Annotated in this window: 27 protein-coding genes, 1 pseudogene and 1 other annotated feature; of the genes and pseudogenes, 25 read left to right on the top strand and 3 right to left on the bottom strand. The window is 36.9% G+C overall.

Features of this window, described 5'->3' with window-relative positions:
• The first annotated feature begins 61 nt into the window (after positions 1-61).
• From B5P40_RS13520 to pheA, 21 genes are all read left to right on the top strand, one after another.
• Positions 62-637 carry a Maf family protein gene (locus tag B5P40_RS13520; protein ID WP_012261761.1) on the top strand — a complete coding sequence of 192 codons (576 nt, stop codon included), beginning with the start codon at positions 62-64 and terminating at the stop codon, positions 635-637.
• 50 nt (positions 638-687) lie between these two features.
• Positions 688-1,365, top strand: coding sequence for a DNA repair protein RadC (gene radC, locus B5P40_RS13515; RefSeq protein WP_113709320.1), 678 nt, complete (start codon positions 688-690; stop codon positions 1,363-1,365).
• 158 nt (positions 1,366-1,523) lie between these two features.
• The gene (gene mreB / locus B5P40_RS13510; RefSeq protein ID WP_002015369.1) at positions 1,524-2,543 is read left to right on the top strand and encodes a cell shape-determining protein MreB; all 1,020 of its coding nucleotides are present in this window, start codon (positions 1,524-1,526) and stop codon (positions 2,541-2,543) included.
• A 41-nt stretch (positions 2,544-2,584) separates the two neighbouring features.
• Positions 2,585-3,436, top strand: coding sequence for a rod shape-determining protein MreC (gene mreC, locus B5P40_RS13505; RefSeq protein ID WP_002190778.1), 852 nt, complete (start codon positions 2,585-2,587; stop codon positions 3,434-3,436).
• A 14-nt stretch (positions 3,437-3,450) separates the two neighbouring features.
• On the top strand, positions 3,451-3,996 hold the full coding sequence (gene mreD / locus B5P40_RS13500) for a rod shape-determining protein MreD (protein ID WP_113709319.1): 546 nt from the start codon (positions 3,451-3,453) through the stop codon (positions 3,994-3,996).
• 35 nt (positions 3,997-4,031) lie between these two features.
• Positions 4,032-4,718, top strand: a complete 687-nt coding sequence (gene minC, locus B5P40_RS13495) for a septum site-determining protein MinC (RefSeq protein ID WP_002015372.1) — start codon at positions 4,032-4,034, stop codon at positions 4,716-4,718.
• 2 nt (positions 4,719-4,720) lie between these two features.
• Entirely contained in the window at positions 4,721-5,518 is a 798-nt protein-coding gene (gene minD, locus B5P40_RS13490) for a septum site-determining protein MinD (RefSeq protein ID WP_000503308.1), read from the top strand.
• 133 nt (positions 5,519-5,651) lie between these two features.
• The gene (locus B5P40_RS13485) at positions 5,652-6,398 is read left to right on the top strand and encodes a M23 family metallopeptidase (protein ID WP_002034147.1); all 747 of its coding nucleotides are present in this window, start codon (positions 5,652-5,654) and stop codon (positions 6,396-6,398) included.
• Positions 6,391-7,251 (top strand): M50 family metallopeptidase, encoded by an 861-nt coding sequence (locus B5P40_RS13480; protein WP_002088816.1) that lies wholly within the window; start codon positions 6,391-6,393, stop codon positions 7,249-7,251. Before B5P40_RS13485 ends, B5P40_RS13480 begins: the two co-directional genes overlap by 8 nt.
• A gap of 42 nt (positions 7,252-7,293) precedes the next feature.
• Positions 7,294-8,703, top strand: coding sequence for an Rne/Rng family ribonuclease (locus B5P40_RS13475; protein WP_002015376.1), 1,410 nt, complete (start codon positions 7,294-7,296; stop codon positions 8,701-8,703).
• 77 nt (positions 8,704-8,780) lie between these two features.
• Positions 8,781-8,859: a sequence feature (ribosomal protein L21 leader region), on the top strand.
• A gap of 14 nt (positions 8,860-8,873) precedes the next feature.
• Positions 8,874-9,182: a 50S ribosomal protein L21 gene (gene rplU / locus B5P40_RS13470; protein WP_000270907.1), complete on the top strand. Its 309-nt coding sequence runs from the start codon at positions 8,874-8,876 to the stop codon at positions 9,180-9,182.
• Positions 9,183-9,193: 11 nt separating this feature from the next.
• Positions 9,194-9,538 (top strand): ribosomal-processing cysteine protease Prp, encoded by a 345-nt coding sequence (locus tag B5P40_RS13465; protein ID WP_002138477.1) that lies wholly within the window; start codon positions 9,194-9,196, stop codon positions 9,536-9,538.
• A 3-nt stretch (positions 9,539-9,541) separates the two neighbouring features.
• Positions 9,542-9,832 carry a 50S ribosomal protein L27 gene (gene rpmA, locus B5P40_RS13460; RefSeq protein ID WP_000944957.1) on the top strand — a complete coding sequence of 97 codons (291 nt, stop codon included), beginning with the start codon at positions 9,542-9,544 and terminating at the stop codon, positions 9,830-9,832.
• Between the two features lie 63 nt (positions 9,833-9,895).
• Positions 9,896-10,444, top strand: a complete 549-nt coding sequence (locus B5P40_RS13455; RefSeq protein ID WP_002015377.1) for a sporulation initiation phosphotransferase B — start codon at positions 9,896-9,898, stop codon at positions 10,442-10,444.
• Positions 10,444-11,727, top strand: coding sequence for a GTPase ObgE (gene obgE, locus B5P40_RS13450; RefSeq protein WP_002015378.1), 1,284 nt, complete (start codon positions 10,444-10,446; stop codon positions 11,725-11,727). The genes B5P40_RS13455 and obgE overlap by 1 nt, the downstream gene beginning before the upstream one ends.
• A 171-nt stretch (positions 11,728-11,898) precedes the next feature.
• Positions 11,899-12,606 carry a response regulator transcription factor gene (locus B5P40_RS13445; protein WP_002034150.1) on the top strand — a complete coding sequence of 236 codons (708 nt, stop codon included), beginning with the start codon at positions 11,899-11,901 and terminating at the stop codon, positions 12,604-12,606.
• Positions 12,596-13,678, top strand: coding sequence for a HAMP domain-containing histidine kinase (locus B5P40_RS13440; protein WP_113709318.1), 1,083 nt, complete (start codon positions 12,596-12,598; stop codon positions 13,676-13,678). The genes B5P40_RS13445 and B5P40_RS13440 overlap by 11 nt, the downstream gene beginning before the upstream one ends.
• Positions 13,679-13,771: 93 nt before the next feature.
• Positions 13,772-14,548, top strand: coding sequence for an ABC transporter ATP-binding protein (locus B5P40_RS13435; RefSeq protein ID WP_002015381.1), 777 nt, complete (start codon positions 13,772-13,774; stop codon positions 14,546-14,548).
• The gene (locus B5P40_RS13430) at positions 14,523-16,445 is read left to right on the top strand and encodes an ABC transporter permease (protein WP_113709317.1); all 1,923 of its coding nucleotides are present in this window, start codon (positions 14,523-14,525) and stop codon (positions 16,443-16,445) included. The genes B5P40_RS13435 and B5P40_RS13430 overlap by 26 nt, the downstream gene beginning before the upstream one ends.
• 49 nt (positions 16,446-16,494) lie before the next feature.
• Positions 16,495-18,408, top strand: a complete 1,914-nt coding sequence (locus B5P40_RS13425) for an ABC transporter permease (protein WP_033731352.1) — start codon at positions 16,495-16,497, stop codon at positions 18,406-18,408.
• A gap of 97 nt (positions 18,409-18,505) precedes the next feature.
• Entirely contained in the window at positions 18,506-19,357 is an 852-nt protein-coding gene (pheA, locus tag B5P40_RS13420) for a prephenate dehydratase (RefSeq protein ID WP_002129247.1), read from the top strand.
• Positions 19,358-19,459: 102 nt separating this feature from the next.
• Here pheA and B5P40_RS13415 read toward each other — a convergent pair whose 3' ends face one another.
• The 3 genes from B5P40_RS13415 to B5P40_RS13405 all read right to left on the bottom strand — a co-directional run bounded on the left by B5P40_RS13415 (position 19,460) and on the right by B5P40_RS13405 (position 21,878).
• Positions 19,460-20,107 carry an MOSC domain-containing protein gene (locus B5P40_RS13415; protein ID WP_002129246.1) on the bottom strand — a complete coding sequence of 216 codons (648 nt, stop codon included), beginning with the start codon at positions 20,105-20,107 and terminating at the stop codon, positions 19,460-19,462.
• Between the two features lie 86 nt (positions 20,108-20,193).
• A complete protein-coding gene (locus B5P40_RS13410; RefSeq protein WP_002034157.1) occupies positions 20,194-20,736 on the bottom strand; it encodes a transcription repressor NadR in 543 nt (180 codons plus the stop codon).
• The gene (locus B5P40_RS13405) at positions 20,736-21,878 is read right to left on the bottom strand and encodes an IscS subfamily cysteine desulfurase (protein ID WP_113709316.1); all 1,143 of its coding nucleotides are present in this window, start codon (positions 21,876-21,878) and stop codon (positions 20,736-20,738) included. The genes B5P40_RS13410 and B5P40_RS13405 overlap by 1 nt, the downstream gene beginning before the upstream one ends.
• Before the next feature lie 153 nt (positions 21,879-22,031).
• On the opposite strand from B5P40_RS13405, the gene nadB reads away from it, so the two are divergent.
• From nadB to exsA, 4 genes and pseudogenes are all read left to right on the top strand, one after another.
• The gene (gene nadB / locus B5P40_RS13400; RefSeq protein ID WP_016120844.1) at positions 22,032-23,561 is read left to right on the top strand and encodes an L-aspartate oxidase; all 1,530 of its coding nucleotides are present in this window, start codon (positions 22,032-22,034) and stop codon (positions 23,559-23,561) included.
• Between the two features lie 19 nt (positions 23,562-23,580).
• The gene (gene nadC, locus B5P40_RS13395; RefSeq protein ID WP_002184918.1) at positions 23,581-24,414 is read left to right on the top strand and encodes a carboxylating nicotinate-nucleotide diphosphorylase; all 834 of its coding nucleotides are present in this window, start codon (positions 23,581-23,583) and stop codon (positions 24,412-24,414) included.
• A 30-nt stretch (positions 24,415-24,444) separates the two neighbouring features.
• Positions 24,445-25,551, top strand: coding sequence for a quinolinate synthase NadA (gene nadA, locus B5P40_RS13390; protein WP_113709315.1), 1,107 nt, complete (start codon positions 24,445-24,447; stop codon positions 25,549-25,551).
• 224 nt (positions 25,552-25,775) lie between these two features.
• Positions 25,776-26,548, top strand: a pseudogene (exsA, locus tag B5P40_RS13385) (spore coat assembly protein ExsA); the annotation flags it as partial.

Here is a 26,548-nt window from a genome sequence, read left to right as displayed (position 1 = left end):
TATTCCTTTGATACGATTGATTTAAATTATTCTGCTTCATGTGAGAAGGGAAGGAGAAAATATGAGGAAAATTATTTTAGCTTCAGGGTCACCTAGGAGGAAGGAACTGCTTGAATTAGCAGATGTGCCATTTGAAATCGTTGTTAGTGAAGTAGAAGAGACGATTGGTGCATATTCATCACCTTCTGATATTGTTATGTCGCTTGCTTTGCAAAAAGCATCTGCTGTGGCAGAAAACCATAGTAATCAAGTTGTACTAGGTGCAGATACAATTGTTACATATGATTCGCGTATTCTTGGAAAGCCGTCTAATGAGGCTGAGGCGAAAGAAATGTTACGATTATTATCGGGGAAAACACACGAAGTATACACAGGTGTTGCAATTATATCGAAAGAAAAAACGGTAACTTTTTATGAACGTACAGAAGTAACATTTTGGGGATTAACAGAAGAGGAAATAGACGTATACGTTGCATCGAAGGAACCACTTGATAAAGCAGGGAGCTATGGAATTCAAGGTAAAGGGTCTATTTTTGTTCAACATATTCAAGGGGACTACTACAGTGTAGTTGGCTTGCCAATTGCGCGTCTTGTCCGTGAATTAAAACAGTTTGATAGCGATGTAACCCATGCGTAAAATTGCATGGGGTTTTCTTTAGGAGAAATCGTAAAAAAAGGGGTGGAGAGATGAACGGTATTCGTGATGTTGTGAGAGAAGAACAGCCACGGGAGCGTTTATTGTTAGAAGGAGCAGGAAGTTTATCGAATCGAGAACTTCTTGCAGTTTTACTCAGAACGGGTTCTAAAGAAGAAACGGTGTTAACGTTATCAGATAATATTCTCCATCATTTTGACGGCTTACGAATGTTAAAGGATGCAACGTTAGAAGAGATGATGAGTATTCATGGTGTTGGGATTGCAAAGGCGTCGCAGCTTATGGCTGCTTTTGAATTAGGTAGAAGAATGGTACGTTTAGAATATCAAAATAGATATAGTATTCGAAGTCCAGAAGATTGTGCGAGTTATATGATGGAAGAGATGCGTTTTTTGCAACAGGAGCATTTTGTTTGTTTATATTTGAATACGAAAAATCAAGTTATACATAGGCAAACTATTTTTATTGGAAGTTTAAATACGTCGATTGTGCACCCAAGGGAAGTTTTTAAAGAAGCGTTCCGTCGGGCAGCAGCCTCTATTATATGTCTTCATAACCATCCCTCAGGAGATACAGCGCCGAGCCGTGAAGATATTGAAGTTACAAAACGATTAGTAGAATGTGGTCGAATTATCGGAATTGAAGTACTTGATCATATCATAATAGGTGACCATAAATTCGTGAGTTTAAAGGAAAAAGGTCATATTTAAGACTATTCTTTTTACTTATTTTGTTTTATAATGTGATTTATGAGTTTTTTGTAGAAAATTATCTACAAAAAGGATGCAGATATAAAAAAACGTACTGTTTTTATAAATATAAAGTAAGAAAAATGAGTCCGTGAAAATAAGAAGGGAAGATAAATGATATGTTTGGATTTGGTGGATTTACTCGCGATCTTGGAATAGACTTAGGAACAGCGAATACGCTTGTATATGTGAAAGGGAAAGGTGTAGTTTTACGTGAACCTTCAGTAGTAGCATTACAAACTGATACGAAACAAATCGTTGCGGTAGGTAGCGATGCAAAACAAATGATTGGTCGTACACCAGGAAACGTAGTGGCACTTCGCCCTATGAAAGATGGTGTAATTGCTGATTACGAAACAACAGCAATAATGATGAAATACTACATTCAACAAGCTCAAAAATCAAATGGATTCTTCTCACGTAAACCATACGTAATGGTATGTGTACCATCTGGTATTACAGCTGTAGAAAGACGTGCAGTAATCGATGCGACTCGTCAAGCTGGTGCTCGTGATGCTTATCCAATCGAAGAGCCATTTGCAGCAGCAATTGGTGCAAACTTACCTGTTTGGGAGCCGACTGGTAGTATGGTTGTTGATATCGGTGGTGGTACAACAGAAGTTGCAATTATTTCTTTAGGTGGTATTGTAACAAGTCAATCAGTTCGTGTTGCTGGTGATGATATGGACGATTCAATCATTCAGTACATTAAGAAAAGCTACAACTTAATGATCGGTGAAAGAACAGCAGAAGCACTAAAATTAGAAATCGGTTCTGCAGGCGAGCCAGAAGGTATTGAGCCTATGGAAATTCGCGGTCGTGATTTAGTAAGTGGTTTACCGAAAACAGTACTAATTCAACCAGAAGAAATTGCAGATGCATTAAAAGATACAGTAGATGCAATTGTAGAATCAGTTAAAAATACGTTAGAAAAAACTCCACCTGAATTAGCAGCGGATATTATGGACCGTGGTATCGTATTAACGGGTGGCGGGGCATTACTACGTAACTTAGATAAAGTTATTAGTGAAGAAACAAATATGCCAGTTCTTGTTGCAGAGGATCCATTAGATTGCGTAGCAATTGGAACGGGTAAAGCATTAGACAATATCGACCTTTTCAAAACTGCTGCTCGATAATATTGCAAAATAAAAATCAATGAAATTAAGAGGGTGTGAACGTGCCACAGTTTTTCTTAAACAAAAGATTAATTGTTTTGTTAGTTAGTATTATTCTTCTCGTGGCATTGATTGGAATCTCATTGAAAGAACGGAACAGTTTATCATGGCCAGAGCAGTTTATAAAAGATACTGTCGGTGTTGTAGAACGTGTATTCCAAAAGCCAGCGAATTATGTTGCCGGATTCTTCGAGAACGTAGAAGATGTAAAGCGCACGTATGAAGAGAATAAAAAGCTGAAAGCAAAATTAGATTCTACCGCAGATTTATCTGCAGTAGTGAAAAATTTAGACGATGAGAATAAAAAACTACGAGAATTAACAGGTAAAGAAAAGTCCCGTGGTGATTATACGGAAGTACAAGCTAGTGTGGTTTCTCGTAATCCCGATAAATGGTACGATTTAGTTGGAATTGATAAAGGAGCACAGCAAGGGATCAAAAAAGATATGGCTGTTGTAACTCCGAAAGGTTTAGTTGGACGCGTAAAAAGTGTATCTCAGTTTACATCTTCAGTAGAGTTGTTAAGTTCGATGAGCCGAACAAACCGTGTTTCTGCTATTGTACAAGGAGAAGAAAATATCTTTGGATTAATTGAAGGTTACGATAAAGAAAAACAACTACTTCTTTTCACAAAGATTAGCTCTGATGCAGAGGTGAAAAAAGATCAACTAGTTGTAACATCTGGACTTGGTGATATCTTCCCTAAAGGTCTTGCGATTGGGAAAATTGTTGATGTTCAGCCAGATCCATACGGTTTAACAAAAACGGCTTATGTAAAACCATCCGCTGATTTGAATGATGTAGAGCATATTATAGTTGCAAAACGTGATATGCCTACAGCGTCGTTAGAATAGGAGGGAGAGAAGAGATGATGACGATTTTAAAAAGAGCAGCTCTTCCTCTTTTGCTCCTTTTTGTTTTTTTATTTGAAAATATGTTCTCTACTGTTGTTCCAACAGACGTCTTTTGGAAAGGCAGTATAGCAGCACCGCATTTCTTTATAATTGTGTTATGTTTTATTACAGTGTACTATATTCCGGTTCAAGGGATTTACTACGGACTATTATTTGGTTTCTTATTTGATACCGTATACACGGAACTTGTCGGTATATATATATTTACTTATCCGATTTTAGCTTATTTAGTTTATAGTGTGATGAAAGTATTACAATTGAATTTATTTATTGTCGCTTCTATCGTACTGGCTGGCATTGCAGCATTAGAGTATTATGTGTATGGGTTTTTAACTTTGTTAGGACGTACTCACATGTCAGCATCTGTCTTTTTCACAGATCGTCTCCTTGCTACTTTATTGCTAAATGGAATTTTCTTATTAATAGTTTGTTTCCCACTGAGACGATATTTAGTGCGTCTTTCAAAAGCGATAGAAGAAAAAGAAAAAAGGATTTTCTAATTTTATGTCGAATTGAATCGGTGGGGTGAACTTTAGTGGAAGAAAAAAAGCAACAAAATGTAACGATAAAAGGGACAAAAGATGGAATAACACTTCATTTAGATGATTGCTGTTCATTCTCTGAGCTACTAAAAGAATTGGATGAAAAGCTTTCTACACATTACTATGAGAGTGACGGACGTTCTTTAATTGAAGTGCGTGTTAAAGTAGGAAATCGCTATTTAACAGAAGTACAACAAGAAGAGATTCGTACGTTAATTCGCAATAAGAAGAACCTTGTTGTAGAATCAATCGAAAGTGATGTTATAACAAAAGCAGAAGCAATAGCTTGGAAAGAAGAAACAGAAATTGTCCCTATTTCCAAAATTGTTCGCTCTGGACAAGTGTTACATGTAAAAGGCAATTTATTATTAATTGGAGATGTTAATCCAGGCGGAACGGTTATCGCTGGGGGGAATATTTTTGTCTTGGGATCATTAAGAGGAATTGCACATGCGGGGTATGATGGAGATTCAGAAGCTGTTATTGCTGCATCTATTATGAACCCTATGCAACTCCGAATTAGTGATGTGACAATGCGGGCTCCGGAAGAGAAAGAAGACGGAGCAGAGGCGGCAGAATGTGCGTACATTAATGAGAATAATCACATTGTTGTCGATCGCCTGCAACTTCTCACTCATCTTAGACCTAATTTAACAAAGTTAGAAAGGGGAATTGTATAGCTGTGGGAGAGGCAATAGTAATTACATCTGGAAAAGGCGGAGTAGGTAAAACTACAACGTCTGCGAACATTGGTACAGCCCTTGCGTTATCTGGAAAAAAAGTGTGTTTAATTGATACAGATATCGGTTTACGCAATTTAGACGTAGTAATGGGGCTAGAAAATCGTATTGTATTTGATCTTGTTGATGTCGTTGAAGGGCGTTGTCGTTTACCTCAGGCTCTTATTAAAGATAAGCGTTTTGATGATCTTTATTTATTACCTGCAGCACAAACGAGCGATAAATCGGCGGTAACACCTGAACAAATGGATGAATTAATACAAGTATTACGTCAAGATTATGATTACATATTAATTGATTGTCCTGCGGGGATTGAGCAGGGGTTTAAAAATGCAGTAGCAGGTGCGGATAAAGCAATCGTTGTAACAACACCAGAAGTATCCTCAATGCGTGATGCGGATCGTATTATCGGGCTTTTAGAGAAAGAGGATATTGAACCACCGAAACTTGTAATTAACCGTGTGCGTAGTCATATGCTTCATGAACAGGATATGTTAGACGTTGATGAAATTGTACGTACACTGTCAATCGAGCTTCTTGGAGTTGTCGAGGATGATGATGAAGTTATTCGTGCTACGAATACAGGTGAACCTGTAGCGCTGCAACCTAGCGGGAAAGCAGCAATAGCTTATCGTAATATTGCAAGACGCTTGTTAGGTGAGAATGTACCATTACAAGCATTTGAACAAGAAAAAGTATCGGTATTTACAAAGATGAAAAATTTCTTTGGAATCCGTTAAAAGCACTTCGCATAAATGCGGAGTGCTTTCTTTTTTCTTCGCATGAATATCTTCCTTCTATAACTCATACATATGTACAAACTGTATATAACTGTTTCTATTTGAATAAGGCTAACGAAAGAAAGGAGACAGTATGAAGAATAGACGTGTGGAAGAAATTAAAAAGCGGATTGCGAAAAGGAAAGCAGAGCAAGAATTGCTAGAAGAAGAGCAGTATTTTGCGGGAGGAGATTTTGATAGCGAAACGGTCTTTATTGAAGAGGGGGAGAAGGAAATTCATCCTCTATTTCGAAAAGAAGTTTTTCTCTTCAAAGTTTTGCTATCAGCAATATTAGTTCTTTCGGTTGCTATTTTATTTAAGAACGCACCTTCTTCTTTTGATGGTACTAGAGCTGTTACAGAAAAAGTTATGCAAGAAGAATTTCAATTTGCTACTATATCGAAATGGTATGAAAATCAGTTTGGAAAACCTCTCGTGTTCTTTTCTCCAAATGAGAAAAAAGAAGAGGCTATTCAGCAAAAGGATTATGCGATTCCTGCCTCTGGAAAGGTGATGCAAGGATTTCAAAAAAACGGCCAGGGTGTATTTGTTCAAACGGCTACAAATGCAACGGTGGAGTCAGTAAATGAAGGTATAGTTGTTTTTGCGGGCAAGAAAGAGGAACTTGGAAATACAGTTCAAATTCAGCACGCTGATGGTACGGAGTCATGGTATGCAAATTTAAATGATATGTCAGTAAAATTATATGATTACGTTTCAAAGAAACAAAAAATTGGAATAGTGAGTAATGATGAAAATAATAAAAATGGCAAATTTTATTTTGCAATAAAAAAGAATGAAAAATTTATTGATCCAATTCAGGTGATTTCATTTGATTAAATATAGGGATGTTTTCACGAAAATTTCTGTGCATCCGTTGTTTTGGGTTATTATTGTCATTGGTATTTTTACAGCACGTTTTAAAGAGTTACTATTACTATTTTGTATCGTTTTAGTTCATGAACTTGGGCATGCTTTTGCCGCAGCGTATTATAATTGGCGTATTAAACAAATTCAGCTTTTGCCGTTTGGTGGCGTAGTTGAGATGGAAGAACATGGGAATAAATCTTTAAAAGAAGAATTAATTGTCGTTATGGCGGGGCCAATTCAGCATATATGGATGATTGCGGTCGCTTACATTTTGTATAAAGCGGGCTGGGTAACTGACGATTTGTACCATTTCTTTGTATGGAATAATGTCATTATTTTAGGGTTTAATTTATTGCCTATTTGGCCACTTGATGGTGGAAAAGTATTATTTAATGTATTATCATATCGTTTTCCCTATTTACAAGCACATGAAAAGATGATGAAATTGTCATGTGTTTTTTTTAGTGTAATATTAGGATGGCAGTTACTTTGGAATAGTAATAACATTATGATGTGGGTATTACTCGTTTTTCTAGCGATTTCTTTATATCAAGAATGGAAACAAAGACGGTACGCATTTATGCGTTTTTTATTAGAGCGTTATTATGGGAATAAAAGAGATATTGAAAAAATAGCACCTATTGAGGTGAAAACGGAAGATCATTTATATACGATTTTCACAAAATTTCGCAGAGGATATAAACACTCTATTATCGTCCATGGAAAATATAAAGAGCATTACACATTGGACGAAAATGAATTGTTGTATGCGTATTTTGCTGAAAAACGAACAACCTCATCTGTTGAAGAATTAATTGGTTAGTGTTGACGACGACACTAACCTTTTATATTGTAAGGAAAAGAAATGAAAAGTGAGGAAAGAATTTTGAAGACGTTATATATTAACTACACTGGTTCGGAAAAGCGTGTTGCGATAGAAGAGAAACAAAAAATTGTAGAGCTTTTATGGAAACGGAATGAAGAGCAGGAGATTGTCGGACATATTTATGTTGGGCGTATCGTAAGAACAATTGCTGGAATGAACGCAGCCTTTGTAAATATCGGATTAGAAAAACATGCATATCTTTCATTTGATGATGTACCATCTTCATATCGCATACATGAAGGACAGGCGATACTTGTACAAGTTGTGAAAGAGGCAATTGATACGAAGGGGCCAAAATTAACGGCGAAGATAGAAGTTACCGGAAAATATGTCGTTTACATGCCCTATGATGACATGCGCGCTGTTTCTCGGAAAATAAAAAATAATAAAAGAAGACAACAGTTACTGGGAATTGAAGTAGAAGGAACAGGTGGATACATTTTCCGTTCTGCTTCTGAAAAAGGAACGATCGATGAAATACAAGCTGAAATGCAAGGGTTGCAGCAGTTATATGAAGAGTTAAAAAGAAAAGAAGATCAAGGGAAGGCGCCCTTACTACTTCATCAACCAGCGACGTTTTTAGATCGTGTATTTCAGGAGAACCCAATTGAAACAATTGAAAAAATAGTTGTAGATACGAGAAGTATAGTAAAAGAATTAGAAGAAAAAGTAGGGAAAGAAAGAGTATCCTTTTATAATGAAAAATCTTCGATGTTTAACCACTTTGGAATAGATCGTGAAATCGAGAAAGCACTTCAAAAAATTGTGTGGCTACCAAATGGTGCCTATCTAATTGTAGAACAAATGGAGACGATGACTGTAATTGATGTGAATACAGGTAAATTTACTGGAAAACAAAATTTACAAGATACCGTATTTCGCACAAATGAAATGGCTGCTGAAGAGATTGCTCGTCAATTAAGACTTCGTGATATTGGCGGGATGATATTAATTGATTTTATTAATATGAAAAGACGGGAAGATAAAGAGAAGGTAAGAGAGCGTTTAATGATAGCTTTACAAGATGATCGCACATATACAAGAGTGCTTGGGTTTACAGAGTTAGGTATTTTAGAGATGACGCGTAAGCGCAAGAAACATTCGTTACGTGACGTATTATTAGAAGAGTGTGCGCCTTGTAAAGCGACAGGTTACGTTATATCTAATGAAACAATTGCGTATGAGCTAGAGAGAGAGCTTATTACTTATGGTAATATAGAGGATGAAGCTGTATTGATTGGTGCTTCAAAAAAAGTACAAAAACATTTTTCACAAAAAGAATTACAAAAAAATATTCCATTTGAAATTTATTTCAAAGATGATATTATCGAAAAGTACGCTATTATCCGTTTTGGAAGTAAGAAAGAAATTGTAGAACGGAAAAAATAGTTAGCAGAACATTCATTGACAATAGTCAATGAGTCATGGTAATATTTTTATGTTATAGTTTATAGCACCTAAACTGCTATATGCTACAACCGCACAAGACAGGTTCCCTAAAGACATTTTATGTCTACCTCGTTTTTGGCGAGTCTTAGTAATTAAGAGGAGGTGCAAGTATGTACGCAATTATCGAAACAGGTGGAAAACAAATTAAAGTTGAAGCTGGTCAAGCAATCTACATTGAAAAATTAGATGTTGAAGCTGGTGAAACTGTTACTTTTGACAAAGTTCTTTTCGTTGGTGGCGAAAACGTGAAAGTTGGTAGCCCAGTTGTAGAGGGTGCAACAGTTACTGCGAAAGTTGAAAAACAAGGTCGCGCTAAGAAAATCATCGTTTTCAAATACAAAGCGAAAAAGAACAATCGTAAGAAACAAGGTCATCGTCAACCTTACACTAAGCTAGTAGTTGAAGCTATCAACGCTTAATTCTGGTTAAGATGATTAAGATTACGATAAGTCGCACGAAACTAGGAAGTATCCGATCATTTAAAATGACTGGACATGCCAATTATGCGCCACATGGACAAGATCTTGTCTGTGCTGGAACTACAGCGGTTGTGTTTGGTTCTATAAATGCAGTGGAAGAACTTTGTAATGTGCAGGCAACTATTGAACTCGGAAGTGATGGCGGATTCTTGACGTATGAATTGCCTAATGATTTAGACGTTCATACAGCAGAAAAAGCACAAATACTTTTAGAAGGATTGGTTGTTTCACTTAAGACGATTGAACTTGATTACGGAAAGTATATCCGTTTAATAGAAAAAGTGCAGGAGGTGTAACGTATGTTAAGATTAGATCTTCAGTTTTTCGCATCTAAGAAAGGTGTAGGTAGTACAAAGAACGGTCGTGACTCTCAGTCAAAACGTCTTGGTGCTAAACGCGCAGATGGTCAAACGGTTTCAGGTGGTTCAATTCTTTACCGTCAACGCGGTACAAAAATTTATCCAGGTGTTAACGTTGGTCGTGGTGGCGATGACACTTTATACGCGAAAGTTGACGGCGTAGTACGCTTTGAGCGTCTTGGTCGTGACCGCAAACAAGTGAGCGTATATCCTGTTGCTCAAGAAGCATAAGAACTCACGGAAAACTCTAACCTGAGTGCAGGTTAGAGTTTTTCTATATTAAGGGGTATCTAAATGAATGAAAAATGGACAATTATAGATGCGTTGAGCCACTCGAGACATGATTGGCTCAATCGTTTGCAGATGGTTAAAGGAAATCTTTCCCTTGGAAAAGTGGAAGAGATTCATAGGCTCATCGATCGTTTTGTCCAAGAAGCGAGACAAGAATCCAATCTGATGGGGCTATCAATGCCTTTATTTTCAGAGTGGATTTTAACATATAATTGGAAACAGCAACCGTGCTTATTGGAGTACGAAGTATTAGGGAAATTACATAACTTATCTCATCTAGATGAGACTGTATGTACATGGACGAATCAGTTTTTCTTAATGCTTCAGCATAGTTTAGACGTATATGTTGAAAATTATGTTTGTATCACAATTGAAAGTGACGCGGAGAATGCTCGTTTCTTTTTTGATTTTCGTGGAAAGCTAACGAATGTAGAAGAACTACAAACGTGGCTTGCGAACGAAAACAATAAATGGTATTCCATTTCTTATACAGTACGAGACGAAGAAGTCTCAGTTATATTACAACTAATCGAAAAAAGTGTGGTGAAATAATGTTTGTAGATCAGGTCAAGATATATGTAAAAGGCGGCGACGGTGGTAACGGAATGGTTGCGTATCGTCGTGAGAAGTATGTACCTAAAGGTGGCCCAGCAGGTGGCGACGGTGGTAAAGGTGCAGATGTTGTTTTTGTTGTTGAGGAAGGCTTACGTACATTAATGGACTTCCGCTACCAACGTCATTTCAAAGCTGATCGCGGTCAGCACGGAATGAGTAAAGGTCAGCACGGTCGTAAATCTGAAGATTTAATCGTAAAGGTTCCACCAGGAACAATAGTGAAAGATGAAAAAACAGGTGAAATTCTTGCCGATTTAGTAACGCATGAACAAACAGCTGTAATCGCAAGAGGTGGCCGTGGTGGCCGTGGTAATTCACGTTTCGCAACAGCGACGAACCCAGCGCCAGAAATCGCTGAGAACGGGGAACCAGGTCAAGAACGTGATGTCACGCTAGAACTTAAAGTGCTAGCAGATGTTGGACTTGTTGGATTCCCAAGTGTAGGTAAATCTACATTATTATCTGTTGTATCATCAGCACGTCCGAAAATTGCAGAATATCACTTTACAACAATCGTTCCGAATCTTGGTGTTGTTGAAACTGGTGATAACCGCAGCTTCGTTATGGCTGACCTTCCTGGACTAATTGAAGGCGCACACTCCGGCGTTGGACTTGGACACCAATTCTTACGTCATATCGAACGTACACGTGTAATTGTACACGTTATCGATATGTCTGGTTTAGAAGGACGTGAGCCATATGAAGATTATGTCACAATCAATAATGAACTAAAAGAATACAATATGCGTTTAACTGAGCGTCCACAAGTTGTTGTTGCAAACAAAATGGATATGCCAGATGCAGAAGAAAACTTACAAGCATTTAAAGAGAAATTGGGAGACGAAGTGAAAATTTTCCCAATCTCAGCTGTAACGAAACAAGGTGTTCGTGACTTACTATTTGAAGTAGCGAACTTATTAGAAACAACACCAGAATTCCCAATGTACGATGATGTAGAAGAATCTGAAGCAAGTGTAATGTACAAATTTGAATCTGAATCTAATTTTGAAATTACACGCGAAAGTGATGGCACATTTGTTATTTCTGGTTATGACATTGAGAAAACATTCAAGATGACAGACTTCTCACGTGATGAATCTGTACGCCGATTTGCTCGTCAAATGCGTGGAATGGGTATTGATGAAGCCCTTCGTGCACGTGGTGCAACAGACGGAGATATTGTGAAAATTCTTGAATATCAATTTGAATTTATCGATTAAGACTGCCGAAATATGGCGGTCTTTTTTTTCGTTATTTGAGTCCAGTAAAAACCCAATTCATATAGGTGAACCATAAGTCGATATAGGAAAAAATCCCCATTGATTAAAGTTTCAATTTATAATAGAAAAAGGAGTGATTTTAGAAGAATATTTTATGGGGAGAAAAGGAATATGTATAAAATATTAATTGTAGAAGATGATGAAAAAATTGCAGAGATATTAGAGGAGCATTTAGAAAGGTATGGATATCAATCTTTCAGAGTGAGCGATTTACGGCATATAAAAGATGAGTTTGTAAAAGTAAGTCCTCATCTTGTGTTACTTGATATTAATTTACCATACTTTGATGGCTTCTACTGGTGCCGCCAAATCCGCACTGTATCGAATGCGCCGATTATTTTTGTTTCTGCAAGAACAGGGGAAATGGATCAAGTAATGGCGATTGAAAATGGCGGAGATGATTACATTACAAAGCCATTCCATTTAGATATCGTAATGGCAAAGGTGAAAAGTGCACTCCGCCGCGGGTATGGTGAGTATGCTTTGGCCGCAGAAAGTGACTGCTTAGGTGTTAATGGATTGTTATTATTCCCATCACAGCACACAGTAGAGTGGAAAGGTCAACAAACGGAACTTACAAAAAATGAGTTTTATTTATTAGAATGTTTAATGAAACAAGCAAATCAATACGTGACACGTGAAGAGCTGTTAGAGGCTTTATGGGATGAAGTAGCTTTTGTTGATGATAATACATTAACCGTGAATGTAAAGCGTGTAAGGAAGAAACTTGAGGAGTTAGGCATTAAAAATGCAATTGTCACAAAGCGTGGGTACGGTTATGCTCTTCTTACTGAGTGGGGCGAAGGGCATGAAGGTTAAAAATTACCTCATAGAACGTTTTTCCTTAATCCTTGCTTACATTATAAGCCTTTGTTTATTTGGACTCGTATTGCAGTTGCAAAGCCTTTTAGAAAAGCGTGCGCTGGACTGGAGTACATGGTTATACGGACTTTTATTAGGGACAGTTGTGTTTAGTGTATACCTTATTTACGATTACCGAAAACGAAGTGTGTTTTTAAAGAGGATAGAACAGTATATTGCCGGTGGACATACATTACATGACTCTTTACTTATCGATACTTCTTATACGTCAGAGCAAGAAATGGTTGTTGAAGCGTTTACGCTATTAAGGCAGCAATATATGAATGAAGTTCATAAGCAGCATGCAAAAGAGCAACAGCAAATGATTTTTATGAACCAGTGGATCCATCAAATGAAAACACCAGTATCCGTTATTGAATTATTGTTACAGAAATATGGTAAGGAGCACCGTGAAGCAAGGGGAACGATTGAAAGTATTCGTGAAGAAAATAACCGTATTTTAAATGGGTTAGATTTAGCGTTACATATGGCAAGGTTAGATCAATTTTCGAAAGACTATAAAGTAGAAGTAGTAAATGTTATAGAGGTCATTCGAGATATTATTAATGAAAATCGGAAGTCGTTCATTCAATCTTCTGTATTTCCGAAAATGATGTTTGAAGAAGAGACTTGTATGATTGCGTCTGATAGAAAGTGGCTTAGTATCGCGATGAGCCAAATTGTTGTGAATGCAATTAAGTATACAAAAATTTCAGAAGCAGAGAAAAAAGAAATTCAATTTCAAATTGAAGAGAAAGATCAAAAGGTGTTATTACATATTAAGGACAATGGAATTGGTATTCCTGAGCAAGATGTAAAGCGTATATTTGATCCGTTCTTTACGGGAATAAACGGCCGTAAAACAAGGGAAGCGACAGGTATGGGTTTATATATTACGAAGGAAATCTGCGGTAATTTACATCATGGAGTGTATGTACAATCAACTGAAGGGGAAGGAACAACAGTTACGTTCCAATTTGCAAAAGATGAAGAATATCATACATTAATGAGAAAAATGACAAAACTGTAAGATAACAAAACGTTTTGTAAGGGAAATCACTCGTTTCTTTTTCTTATTTTTCTTATAGTAAATGTAAGAAGAAAACACGTAGGGGGATTAGAAATGAGTGTTCTTGAAGTAAAAGGATTAACAAAGGTGTACCAATCAAAAGGTTCAGTAGCGACGACTGCTTTAAATGATATAAATTTTAAAATTGAAGAAGGCGAGTTTGTAGGGATTATGGGGCCTTCAGGAAGCGGAAAAACAACGCTTTTAAATTTATTAGCAACAATTGATAAGCAAACTTCAGGTCATGTGCTTGTAAATGGTGAAGAAATTAATCAAATGCGTGCTGCAAAATTGGCGGAATTTCGCCGTACACATCTAGGATTCATTTTCCAAGATTTCAACTTACTTGATACATTATCGATTAAAGAAAATATTATTTTGCCGCTTGTAATGGCGAAGAAATCTGTAAAAGAAATTGATGCGAAAGTACTTGAAATTGCGAGGTTTTTAAACATTGAAGAAATTTTAAATAAAAAAGTATACGAAGTATCAGGTGGACAACAACAACGTGCAGCAGCTGCAAGGGCGATTATTCATGAACCAACATTAATTTTAGCGGATGAGCCAACAGGAAACCTAGATTCTAAGTCAGCGAAATCATTAATGGGAGCACTTCAAGATTTGCATGAGCAAAAGAAAGTAACGATTGCAATGGTAACACATGATCCAGTAGCCGCTAGTTATTGCGAACGTATCCTTTTCATACGTGATGGAGAGATTTTTTCAGAAATACATAAAGGAAGAACGAAGCAAGCCTTTTTCCAAGAAATTTTAGACGTACTTGCGATGCTAGGAGGAGAATATCATGAACTTTCGCCAGCTCGCGCTTAATAACGTAAAAGGAAATTGGCGTAATTATAAAGCGTTTCTTATTAGTAGTTGTTTATCGATTGTCGTATTTTTCATGTATGCTTCCTTCATTTATCATCCAGATGTCGTAAGCGGTAATATTAGTATGAAGACGATGATTACAAAAGGGTTAGAATCGATGAATTATATTGTAGTCATCTTCTCAGCACTCTTTATTTTATATGCGAATTCAACGTTTTTACGAGCAAGAAAAAAAGAATTTGGCTTATTAACGTTAATAGGTGGAACAAAGTCTCAGCTCGGCCGAATGATTATATTAGAGCAACTGATGTTAGGGAGTATTGCCATTGTAGTAGGTATTGGGATTGGAATGCTTTGTTCAAAACTTTTCTTCCAAGCACTCAGTGTCTTACTAAAAATTGATAAAACACTGCCGCTTGTGTGGAATGGAAAAGCAGTTCTTATTACAGCTGGCATATACTTTATCCTCTTTTTAATACTATCATTGTTTAGTGCTTGGACAGTAGGACGCTTGCAAATTATTGATTTATTAAGAGAGGCAAGAAAACAAAAAGTAGAACCTTTTGCATTTACATGGTTAGGGGTAGTTGGTATAGGCTGTATTATTGCTGCGTATATACTTTGTTTCCAAGTAACAATTATGAATTTCATTATGTATTTCTTACCAATTGTCGGACTGACAATTGGCGGAACGTATTTACTATTTACACAAGGAAGTACAGTCGTATTAAAAGCATTGCAAAAACGAAAACAATCTTTTTATACGTATCCCAATATGTTTGTACTTAGCAATCTTATTTATAAAATGAAAGATAATGCTCGTTTTCTATTTGTTATTTCTATTATTACGGCGGTTGTTTCTTCAGCGGTTGGTACGCTTTATGTATATTTTGAAAATATGAGTGCGAAAACGATAGAGCTTACACCGCATGCTATTTCATATGAGGAAAAGGGACTAAATACGCATAGCCTGATTAATGAAGAAAAAGAACAAGAGATTGTAAAAAAACATGGGTTTGAAGATGCACGAAAAGTAACTTACGTAAAACTACCTGCAACACAGAAAATAATGTTGTTTAACAGTGAACGTGAAGTACCAATGACGATTATTTCAGAAAAAGAATATAACGCGGAAGTACGTGAACAAAAGAAAGAGCAAATTACAGAGGTTCATAATGCACCAGGTAGTGCGACGATGGTTATGGTTGATGCAGCAAATGAACTTATGAAGATAGATCGTACGAAAACGTATGAATTTACAATCAACGGACAAAAGCAGTCTGCTCAATTAAATGAGCCAACGTCATATTCTGTTTTTAATGATAGCGAATATCTCATTGTGAATGATCAAGATTTTGAGAAATACGAAAAGCTCGTACCAGATGAAGAAAAGACGAAATATTATGGTTATTATATTGAAGACTGGAAAAGTACGGAAGACCTTGTGCTAGATTTGAAAAAGGAAATTGCACCAGAAAAGCAAGGGGAATTGAGAAACGCAGTGTTCGCTTATAAAGATATAAGAGAAGGTGGAGCAATTACAATGTTCATCGGCTTCTTCGTAGCAGTACTGTTCTTCTTCTTTGCTTGTAGCATGACATACTTTAAATGGTTTAATGATAAAGAACAAGATCGTATTCAATTTAAGTCATTAAAAAGAATTGGTATGACAGATAAAGAAATTCGTAAAATTGCAATTCGACAAATGGGTGTTATCTTCTTTATCCCAATTTTAATCGGTACAATTCATAGTGGATTTGCTCTTCATACGTTAGGAAAAATGCTTTATATTGATTTGTGGAAATCAGGTGCGATAGTAATTGGAGCATATATTTTAGCTTCTACAATTTACTTTATGATTGCGCAAAGAGGATATTTAAAACACGTAAAAAGCTAGGGGAACCTCTAGCTTTTTACGTGTGTAGTAAGTTACAGGAGGACGATAGATGAACATTCGGCAACTAGCGCTGCAAAATATAAAGGGAAATTGGCGTAATTATAAAGTGTTTTTCTTAAGTAGTTGTTTTGCCATATTAGCTTCTTATGCATACATGTCTGTCATTGTACATCCGTATATGCAAGAGACGATGTGGTATCAAAATGTACGCTGGGGGCTTATCATATGTAACGTTATAATTATTTCTTTTTTCGTCATATTTATTTTGTATTCTACTTCTATTTTCATAGAAGCACGTAAGAAAGAATTAGGGTTATATATGTTAATGGGAGCAACGAAATCTAACGTAATAGGAGTGATTATGACCGAGCAAATATTGATCGGAATTTTCGCTAATATTTTCGGTATTGGGCTTGGCATGATTTCTTTAAAACTCTTTTTTATGGTATTTAGTATGTTACTTCATCTTCCGAAAGAACTCCCTGTCATATTTGACATGAGAGCGATTGGTGTAACGTTTGTTACATATATGCTTGTCTTTGTTCTGTTATCTTTTATAAGTGCTTTACGTATATGGAATATAAAAATCATACGGTTATTAAAAGAATTTCGAACAGATAAACGAGAGAGGAAAACATCAAAGTGGCTTTGTTTATTCGGTTTTGCTTGTTTAGGGACGGGATATGCGTTAGCGCTACAAGTGACGATGACAACGATAGCATTATACTTTTTTCCGGTTGTTATACTCATTTCTTTTGGGACGTATTTTTCATTTACACATGGCGCTACACAAATATTAGAAGTGATAAAAAGAAATAAAAGGATTATGTATACATATCCGTATTTATTTATAGTGAATCAATTGTCACATCGAATGAAGGAAAATAGTCGCTTTTTCTTTCTGTTGTCTATGGCAACAACGTTTGTCGTTACGGCGACAGGTACGGTGTTCTTATATTTTTCTAGCATGCAAGATATGTGGCGTGGCGGAGGAGTACACTCATTTTCATACATAGAAAAAGGCACTTCTGCTCATGAAGTTTTCGAGAAAGACAAGGTTGAAAACTTATTACATCAATATGGATATGATGATTTTCAATATATGAGTTTTGTTGGAGTGTATGCATCTTTTCAGTCCAATAAGGGAGAAACAGAGGTAGCGCCGCTTATAAAGGAAAGTGAATACAATCAAGAGGCGAGAAAACAAAAACAGAAAACGTATCATCCTAAAAAAGGAACAGTTACACTTGTTTATTATAATAAACGCAATCATCCGAATGTATATAATCAAAAAGAGATTCAATTACAAGTAATAAATCAAACATATCAATTTGCATTTAACGGTCAGAAAGAAGGGGTACAATTTAACTATCACCCTTCGCACATTAATGGTCTGTTTTTCGTCATGAATGATGAAGATTTTGAGATTATATCAAATACAATTACGGATTCTGAAAAAATGATATATAGAGGTTACACATTACCAAATATCGAAAATACGAAAGATTTGAATGCAGATTTACGGAAACATATGAAACAAGATACAAATGATGCATTTCGAAGTAATATGGAGTTATATGTGAATATGAAAGAGTTCGGTAATATTACTCTATTTGTAGGCTCATTCATTAGTATATTATTCTTCCTTACTTCATGCAGTATCGTATATTTTAAATGGTTTCATAATATTGCATCGGATCGTAAACAGTATGGTGCACTCTCTAAACTTGGGATGACAAAGGAAGAGGTGTGGAAGATTTCTCGTTGGCAATTATGTATGCTATTTTTTGCGCCTATTATAGTAGGGAGTATGCATAGTGCAGTTGCGTTATATACGTTTCATAATACGATCTTTATGGACGGTTCATTAAGAAAAGTAGGCTTGTTTATTTTATTTTACATTGCTGCATGCATTATGTATTTCTTCTTCGCTCAAAGAGAATATAGGAAACATTTAGACTAGCGAATGCTAGTCTTTTTTAAATATTCGAAATTTACATAGAAGAATATTTAAAATTGTGGTATAACAGTAAGAAAACGAAAAAGAGAGGGAAAAGACGATGATTCGAGTAGGATATTTAGGACCAGAGGCAACATTTACAAATATGGCGGTGAGTCGTTTTTTTCCGGAAGCAGAGCATGTACCGTATCGAACGATTCCAGATTGTATTGATGCAGCTGCAAATGAAAATGTAGATTATGCGGTTGTACCGTTAGAGAACGCCATAGAAGGTTCAGTTAATATAACGGTTGATTATCTCGTACATGAGCAGCCACTTTCCATTGTAGGAGAAATTACAGTGCCAATTCAGCAACATTTACTCGTACACCCGCAGTACGAAGGAGTGTGGAAAGAAGTATACGCTGTACATTCTCATCCGCATGCCATTGCACAGTGCCATAAATTTTTAAATGAGGAATTAAAAGGGGTAACCGTTCGCGATATGACATCAACAAGCGCTGCTGCACAATATGTGAAAGAACATCCTGAAAAAAAAATTGCAGCTATTGCAAATGAAGCAGCGGCAGAAAAATACGGATTAACAATTGTAAGGCGTGATATTCATACGCATAAAAACAATCATACACGTTTCCTTGTTCTCCATAAGAAAAAGAAAGCAGTACTCCCAAATAACGGAGAAAACCGAGGAGAGAAAACGACGCTTATGATAACGTTACCTGCTGATTACGCAGGGGCACTATATCAAGTGTTATCAGCTTTCGCATGGAGAAAATTAAACTTATCCAAAATTGAATCGCGCCCGATGAAAACAGGCCTTGGAAATTACTTTTTCTTAATCGACGTCGACAAAGCATACGATGATGTATTATTGCCAGGCGTAACAATGGAACTTGAAGCACTCGGGTTTTCTGTTACTGTGCTGGGGAGTTATTCTTCTTATTGGTTGTAAGGGGAGTGTTTGTCGTATTTTGTAGTTAAGTCGATATAATTTCGGTCGCTAGTATACCGTATGATAGATAAATAGAGTCCCACCTATAAAAGGTGGGATTTATTATTTTAACTTCGAAAGACGATCCTCTAACTGACCACGCCAAATCTCGGCTAGTTCTTGTACAGCAAGAACCTTCTCAATGCCATCTTTATCTTTCCTATTATGAAAATAAATTTCGTTAGAGAACAAAACAGATACATTGTTTGATGGACGCTCTAGTAATGTAATTTTAGAATCTTTACGCACAGTACCTTCTTGAAGAACGCGGCATAAGTAGCCAGTATATCCAGTTGCTACAATGCGTGGTAAAATGCCAGGAATACCGACACGTTTTGAAATTGTGCTACAAGGTACGCGAGCTTGTGTTACTTGAATGATTGCTTCGCCTAGTTGATATGTATCTCCGATGCAAACATCACGCTCTAACATATTTGTTACGGTAATGTTTTCGCCAAATGTGGAAGCGGGAAGTGTAGTTTGAAATTCCTCTTCCCATAGTGCGTAATGCTCGTGTGGGTACACACAAACTGCGCGATCAGGTCCCCCGTGGTGTTTTAAATCCGCTACATCATCACCACGGAATCCGTCTTTTGAGAGGAAGGCCTCTTCTGTAGGATCTTTACATATACCTGTTATCATTTCTTTATCTTCGCCATATTTCATTTGTTTCGGTTTACCGGTGCTAAAGTGAACGAGTTCAATTCCCATATTTGACCTCCTTTACAATTGATTACAATATTATATCATTTACAAAATAAAAGCACAGAGAATGATAAAAAACTCTGTGCTTTACATTAATAAACGAGAAATCCAGCGCGGTCTAGTGCCTCACAGGCAGCATCTAATTTCTCTTTAGAATCTGCTTCGATTGTATGTAAGTGAATACCATCTGTCAGTTGCGAAAGATAGGAAGCGTTTGTGTTTTCGATTTTTTGTAAATATTGTTCTACATCGAAGCGATTACTTACCATAATCGATGCTGTTAAGTCGCCGTATACAGGATGCTCAACTTTTACGTCTTTAATCGTAACGCCGTGGTCAACTAACATAGTAAGTTCTTGACGTACTTCTGCCGGTTTATGTTGGCATACGATTACGCGTTCAAAAGCTTGTTGTCTTGTTTGTGGCTTTAAATATAAATACCCTTGTGCAGTCGCAATAATTGGTTCATTTCGTGCTTTTAGTAAGGAAATGTCTTGAACGATAACTTGCCTACTTACGTTTGTCTTTTTAGATAGTTCATTCCCTGATAACGGTTCATTTGCAGCAAGAAGCCACTCAAGGATGAGTTGTCGTCTTTCTTCGCCTAAAATCTTTTTTTGATCATTTTGTTTCATTATGATTTAACACCTCTATAAAATTGATTTCCAATTGTGTGTAGTGCATGAATAGTTGTATCAATTTGTTCTTTCGTTGTGTGATGTCCGAAAGAAAAGCGGACATATTGTTTTGCCTCTTCATACGTTTTTCCAATTGCAAGCATTGTTTTTGAAGGGTCTTGTTTACCGATTTGGCAAGCACTTCCAGTTGAAATGGCTATACCATGACGGTTACATTCTAACATTGTATACTGACCTTCTATTCCTTTTATTGTAACCCCAATAATATGTGGTAAACAAGAAGTAGAATGTCCTTTCACTTCAATTTCTAGAGGAAGTGTTTGTAATTGCTCTAAAAAATAAGATCGTAATTGTTTAAAACGAAAGCTCTCTTCCTTTTGATTCTTTAATATATGCTCTGCGGCTGTTAAAAAAGCAGCGATTCCAGGAACGTTCACTGTACCAGGGCGAAAGCCTTTTTCATGAGAAGTTCCTGGAAATACTTGTTCCCAGCGAACTTGCGGATTTATATAGCAAGCTCCAACTCCTTTTGGTCCGTATATTTTATGGGCTGAAACAGAGAGGCTATCAATCTCCATCGCTTTAACGTCTATTGGAAGTTTACCAAACGTTTGAACACAATCCGAATGAAATAAAACATTATATTTTTTTAAAAGTGCTCCGATCTCTGCAATGTTTTGAACGGTCCCGATTTCAGAGTTTCCGTGCTGTATACTTGCTAGAGCAGTATCTTCTGTAATAGCTGCTTCTAAATCTACTAAATGAATTATCCCACTTTTATCAACAGGAATCTCAGTAATAGTATAACCTTGCGATTGTAAGGATTGAAAATAACTTCGAATCGATGCGTGTTCCATAGGTGTCGTAATAATGTGCTTTCCATTTCTGGCATTTAGAAGGGATTGAATCGCAAGGTAGTTAGATTCTGAACCGCCGCTTGTAAAGAATACACCTTGTTCCTTACCCCCGATCATTTCTGCAAATGTTTCTCTACAAACTTGCAATAAAGATGATGCGCTTCCGCCGATATCGTGTAAACTTTGTTCATTTCCGAAATATTTCTTTGCTGCTTCTACATATGTTTCTAAAGCTTCTTCGCTCATAGGTGTTGTCGCTGCATAATCTAGATATATCATCATGTAATTTCCTCTCTTCAGTAAGAGTGACATTTGTTTTCGTTTTTAGAATGGTAGTGAAAATAAGAATTGTAAAAAAACTCTTGTCATTATTTTAAAACTATGTAAATATAGGTGTCAAGACAGTTGGAAAGTGTAAAGTGGGAGGCAACAATTATGCCAAGTGCAGATGTCTTGATTATTGGAAGTGGCGTTGCGGCGCTTCGTGTTGCGAAAGAGCTTTGTCACGAAAAGAATGTGATAATTATCACAAAAAAAACAGGACGTAATAATAATACACATTTAGCTCAAGGAGGAATTGCAGCAGCAGTTGCTACATATGACGATCCGAGTGGGCATTTTGAAGATACATTAGTGGCAGGTTGCCATTATAACAACGAAGAAGCAGTTCGTTATTTAGTTGAAGAGGGACCGAAAGAAATAAGTAAGCTTATTACGAATGGAATGAAATTTGATGGGGATGAAAAAGGGATCCACCTTGGTAAAGAAGGGGCGCATCGAAAACGGCGCATTTTACATGCCGGAGGAGATGCAACTGGTAAAAATCTATTAGAGTATTTAATACAAGAAGTAGTTCCGAACGTTACTGTCGTTGAGCATGAAATGGTGCTCGATTTTATTATAGAAAATAATAAATGCATAGGAGCTTTAACGCGAAATAGTGAAGGGAAGCTGAAGCGTTACTATGCTGATAATACGGTGTTAGCATCAGGAGGAATAGGTGGTTTGTACGCCTTTACATCGAATGATGAGACAATTACAGGCGATGGACTTGCGATGATATATCGAGCTGGGGGGGAACTTGTTGATTTAGAATTTGTACAATTTCATCCGACGATGTTATACGTGGACGGACGATGTTGTGGTCTCGTTTCTGAAGCAGTCCGTGGTGAAGGAGCTGTCCTTATAAATGGAAAAGGACAGCGTTTTATGATGGATATACATCCCGGGAAAGATCTCGCACCGCGTGATGTAGTGGCAAGGGCTATTCATGAACAACTTCTTGCAGGTGAAAAAGTGTACTTAAACATCGAAACCATTCAAAACTTTGAACAACGTTTTCCGACCGTCTCATCATTATGTAAAAAGAATGGTATTGATTTAAAAGAAAATTCTATTCCGGTCGTACCGGGCGCTCATTTTCATATGGGCGGCGTGAAGACGAATTGTGACGGAGAGACGTCCATTTCAAACTTATATGCGGTCGGTGAAGTGGCTTGTAATGGAGTTCATGGTGCGAATAGATTGGCGAGTAATTCATTATTAGAAGGTCTTGTGTTTGGAAGACGAATAGGAAAACACATTTTAGCTAAGCCAGCAGAGGAAAGAAAAAATGTGCCGGAAGAGAGAGGGAAAAGTTTTATAGCTCTTAATGATTTACCGTTGAAAGAAGAAATACAAGAATGCATGATGAACTATGTTGGGATTGTGCGAACTGAGAAAAATTTATCATATGCTCAGAGATGGTTTAGTAGGTACGGTGTGCGAAATATGATCTTACAATATGATGCACTTACAAATGAAGAGATAACGCTTATTAATATGTTAACAGTTTGTGAGCTTATAACAGTATCAGCTTTGCAAAGAGAAGACAGTATTGGTGGTCATTATCGCATTGATTATCCAGAAAGAAATAGCGTGAAAAAAGAGATTATCCGAGTGAGAAGAAAACTACAACTTGTTTAATAAGGGGAAGAGGGTTTTTATGAATACGTTAAAAGTTAAGGAAGCATTAAATCGATTTTTTCTAGAAGATATAGGAGAAAGAGATGTAACATCTCAGCTTATCTTTCCCGATAATGCACTTGCGAAAGGAACGTTTCTTGTAAAGGATACAGGGGTATTTGCAGGGTGCTTAGTAATTGAAGAAGGATTTAAATTAATTGATCAGAGAATTGAAGTTGAACTTCATAAAAAAGATGGGGATCTTGTAGAAAAAGGCGAAATAATTGCAACCGTGCAAGGCCCAATCGCATCATTATTAACGGCAGAGCGCGTTATATTAAACGTTATTCAGCGTATGAGCGGGATAGCGACGATGACACGTAAGGCGGTTTTTGCTTTAGATAGCAGTCATACACGCATTTGTGATACGAGAAAAACGATGCCAGGACTACGTATGTTTGATAAATATGCTGTAGTATGCGGGGGCGGATTTAACCACAGATTCGGTTTATATGATGGTGTCATGATTAAAGACAATCATATTGCTTTTGCTGGCTCGATTACAAAAGCTGTTACATCGGTGAAAGAAAGATTGGGACATATGGTGAAAGTAGAAGTCGAAACAGAGACAGAGGCGCAAGTAAGAGAAGCAGTAGAGGCCGGCGCAGATGTTATTATGTTCGATAATCGTACGCCAGAAGAGATTCGTGAGTTTTCAAAAATTGTACCAAGTGCCATCGTTACGGAGGCTTCAGGTGGTATTACAATTGAAGATTTATCAAAATACGGAAAAACAGGGGTAGATTATATTTCACTTGGAGCGTTAACACATTCAGTGAAAGCACTTGATATTAGTTTTAATATTGAGGCCTAATGAGAGTGGTTTAGAGGGGGAGAATCATAAATGGGTATTTTAGAGAAAGTTCAGCCAATCGAAGTAATGTTACCAGAGCGTTATCAAACGATGTCTACATTAGAGATGGAAGAGCGTGTCCGTGAAATTAAAGAAAAAATGGGGGCATTACTATTTATTCCAGGACATCATTATCAAAAAGATGAAGTGGTGCAATTTTCAGATGCAGCAGGGGACTCACTTCAACTCGCGCAAGTTGCAGCGAATAATAAAGAGGCAAAATATATTGTGTTTTGTGGTGTGCACTTTATGGCAGAAACGGCAGATATGTTAACGACAGATGATCAAATTGTCATCTTACCAGATATGCGTGCCGGCTGTTCTATGGCAGATATGGCAGATATTGAACAAACAGAAAGAGCGTGGAAAGAGCTCGCGAAATTATTTGGGGATACGATGATTCCATTAACGTATGTAAATTCAACAGCTGCGATCAAAGCGTTTTGTGGTCGTAATGGAGGGGCAACAGTAACCTCTTCTAATGCAAAACAAATGGTGTCTTGGGCGTTTACACAAAAAGAGCGTCTCGTCTTTTTACCAGACCAACATTTAGGGAGAAATACAGCGTATGATTTAGGTATTCCGTTAGAAAAAATGGCAGTGTGGAACCCGCATACAGATTCATTAGAGTACGATGGAGATATAGAAGAAATTCAAGTGATTTTATGGAAAGGCCATTGTTCTGTTCATCAAAACTTCACTGTGAAAAATATTGGAAATGTGCGAAAAAATCATCCGGATATGAATATTATTGTTCACCCTGAATGTTGTTATGAAGTGGTTGCTGCTTCTGATTATGCAGGATCAACGAAATATATTATTGATATGATTGAAGCAGCTCCGGCGGGAAGTAAGTGGGCGATTGGTACAGAGATGAATTTAGTGAACCGAATTATTCAGCAACATCCAGATAAAGAAATTATTTCGCTAAATCCGTTTATGTGTCCTTGCTTAACGATGAACCGAATTGACTTACCTCACCTGTTATGGGCACTTGAGAACATAGAAAGAGGAGAACAAATTAACGTTATTCGTGTAGAGAAACAAGTAACAGAAGAGGCAGTTCTTGCATTAAATCGTATGTTAGAGCGCGTTTAAAGCAGCGGGGTTTCCGTTGCTTTTTTTCGTACATATAATCATAACAAGGATGAAATAGGCATACATTGTGTTGAGGAAATCATTGCGGTTTTTCTATGCTTATTCCACTTCGAATCATATTGAAAATAGAAGAAGTGATAAAAGTAAAAGAAGTTAATGTTGTTTAGAAAGTGTTACTTCAAAGTGTTTTTACTCATAGATAAGTTATACAGGAGGGGGAAAATTTGAAAATTCATATCGTGCAAAAAGGGGAGACCCTTTGGAAAATTGCAAAAAAGTACGGAGTGGATTTTGAAACGCTAAAAAAAACAAATACACAGCTTAGCAATCCAGACCTAATTATGCCAGGGATGAAAATTAAAGTGCCATCGCATAGCGTTCATGTGAAACAACAAACTGGATCGGGTTCAGCGCCCCCGAAACAATATGTAAAAGAGGTGCAGCAAAAAGAGTTTGCATCAACACCAACGCCACTTGCAATAGAAGATGAAGATGAGATCACGTATCAATCAACACCTATTACACAACAACCAGCTATGCAACAAACGCAAAAAGAAATGCAGATAAAACCGCAAAAAGAAATACAGGTGAAGCCGCAAAAGGAAGTGCAAGTGAAGCCGCAAAAGGAAGTGCAAGTGAAGCCACAAAAAGAAGTGCAAAAAGAAATTCCGATTCAAAAAGAGAAGCCAGTTGAAAAGCCGCCTGTCATTCAAAAACCACCTGTTGTAGAGAAAGTAGAAAAACTAAAACCTACTACAAAAGAAAATACTAAATTTTCTATCAATGTGTTACCACAGCCACCGCAACCACCAATTAAAGCGAAAAAAGAATATAAAATTTCAGACGTAATAAAAAAGGGAAGCGAGTTAATTGCTCCTCAAATTAATAAAATGAAACCTAACAATGTCATTTCTCCGCAAACGAAAAAAGACAATATAGGAAACATAGTGTCACCGCAAGTGAAAAAAGACAATATAGGGAATATAGTGTCGCCGCA

It is taken from the genome of Bacillus sp. SRB_8 (genome assembly GCF_003264205.1).
GTDB lineage: Bacteria > Bacillota > Bacilli > Bacillales > Bacillaceae_G > Bacillus_A > Bacillus_A mycoides.
This window is presented reverse-complemented; position numbering and strand designations above follow the sequence as displayed.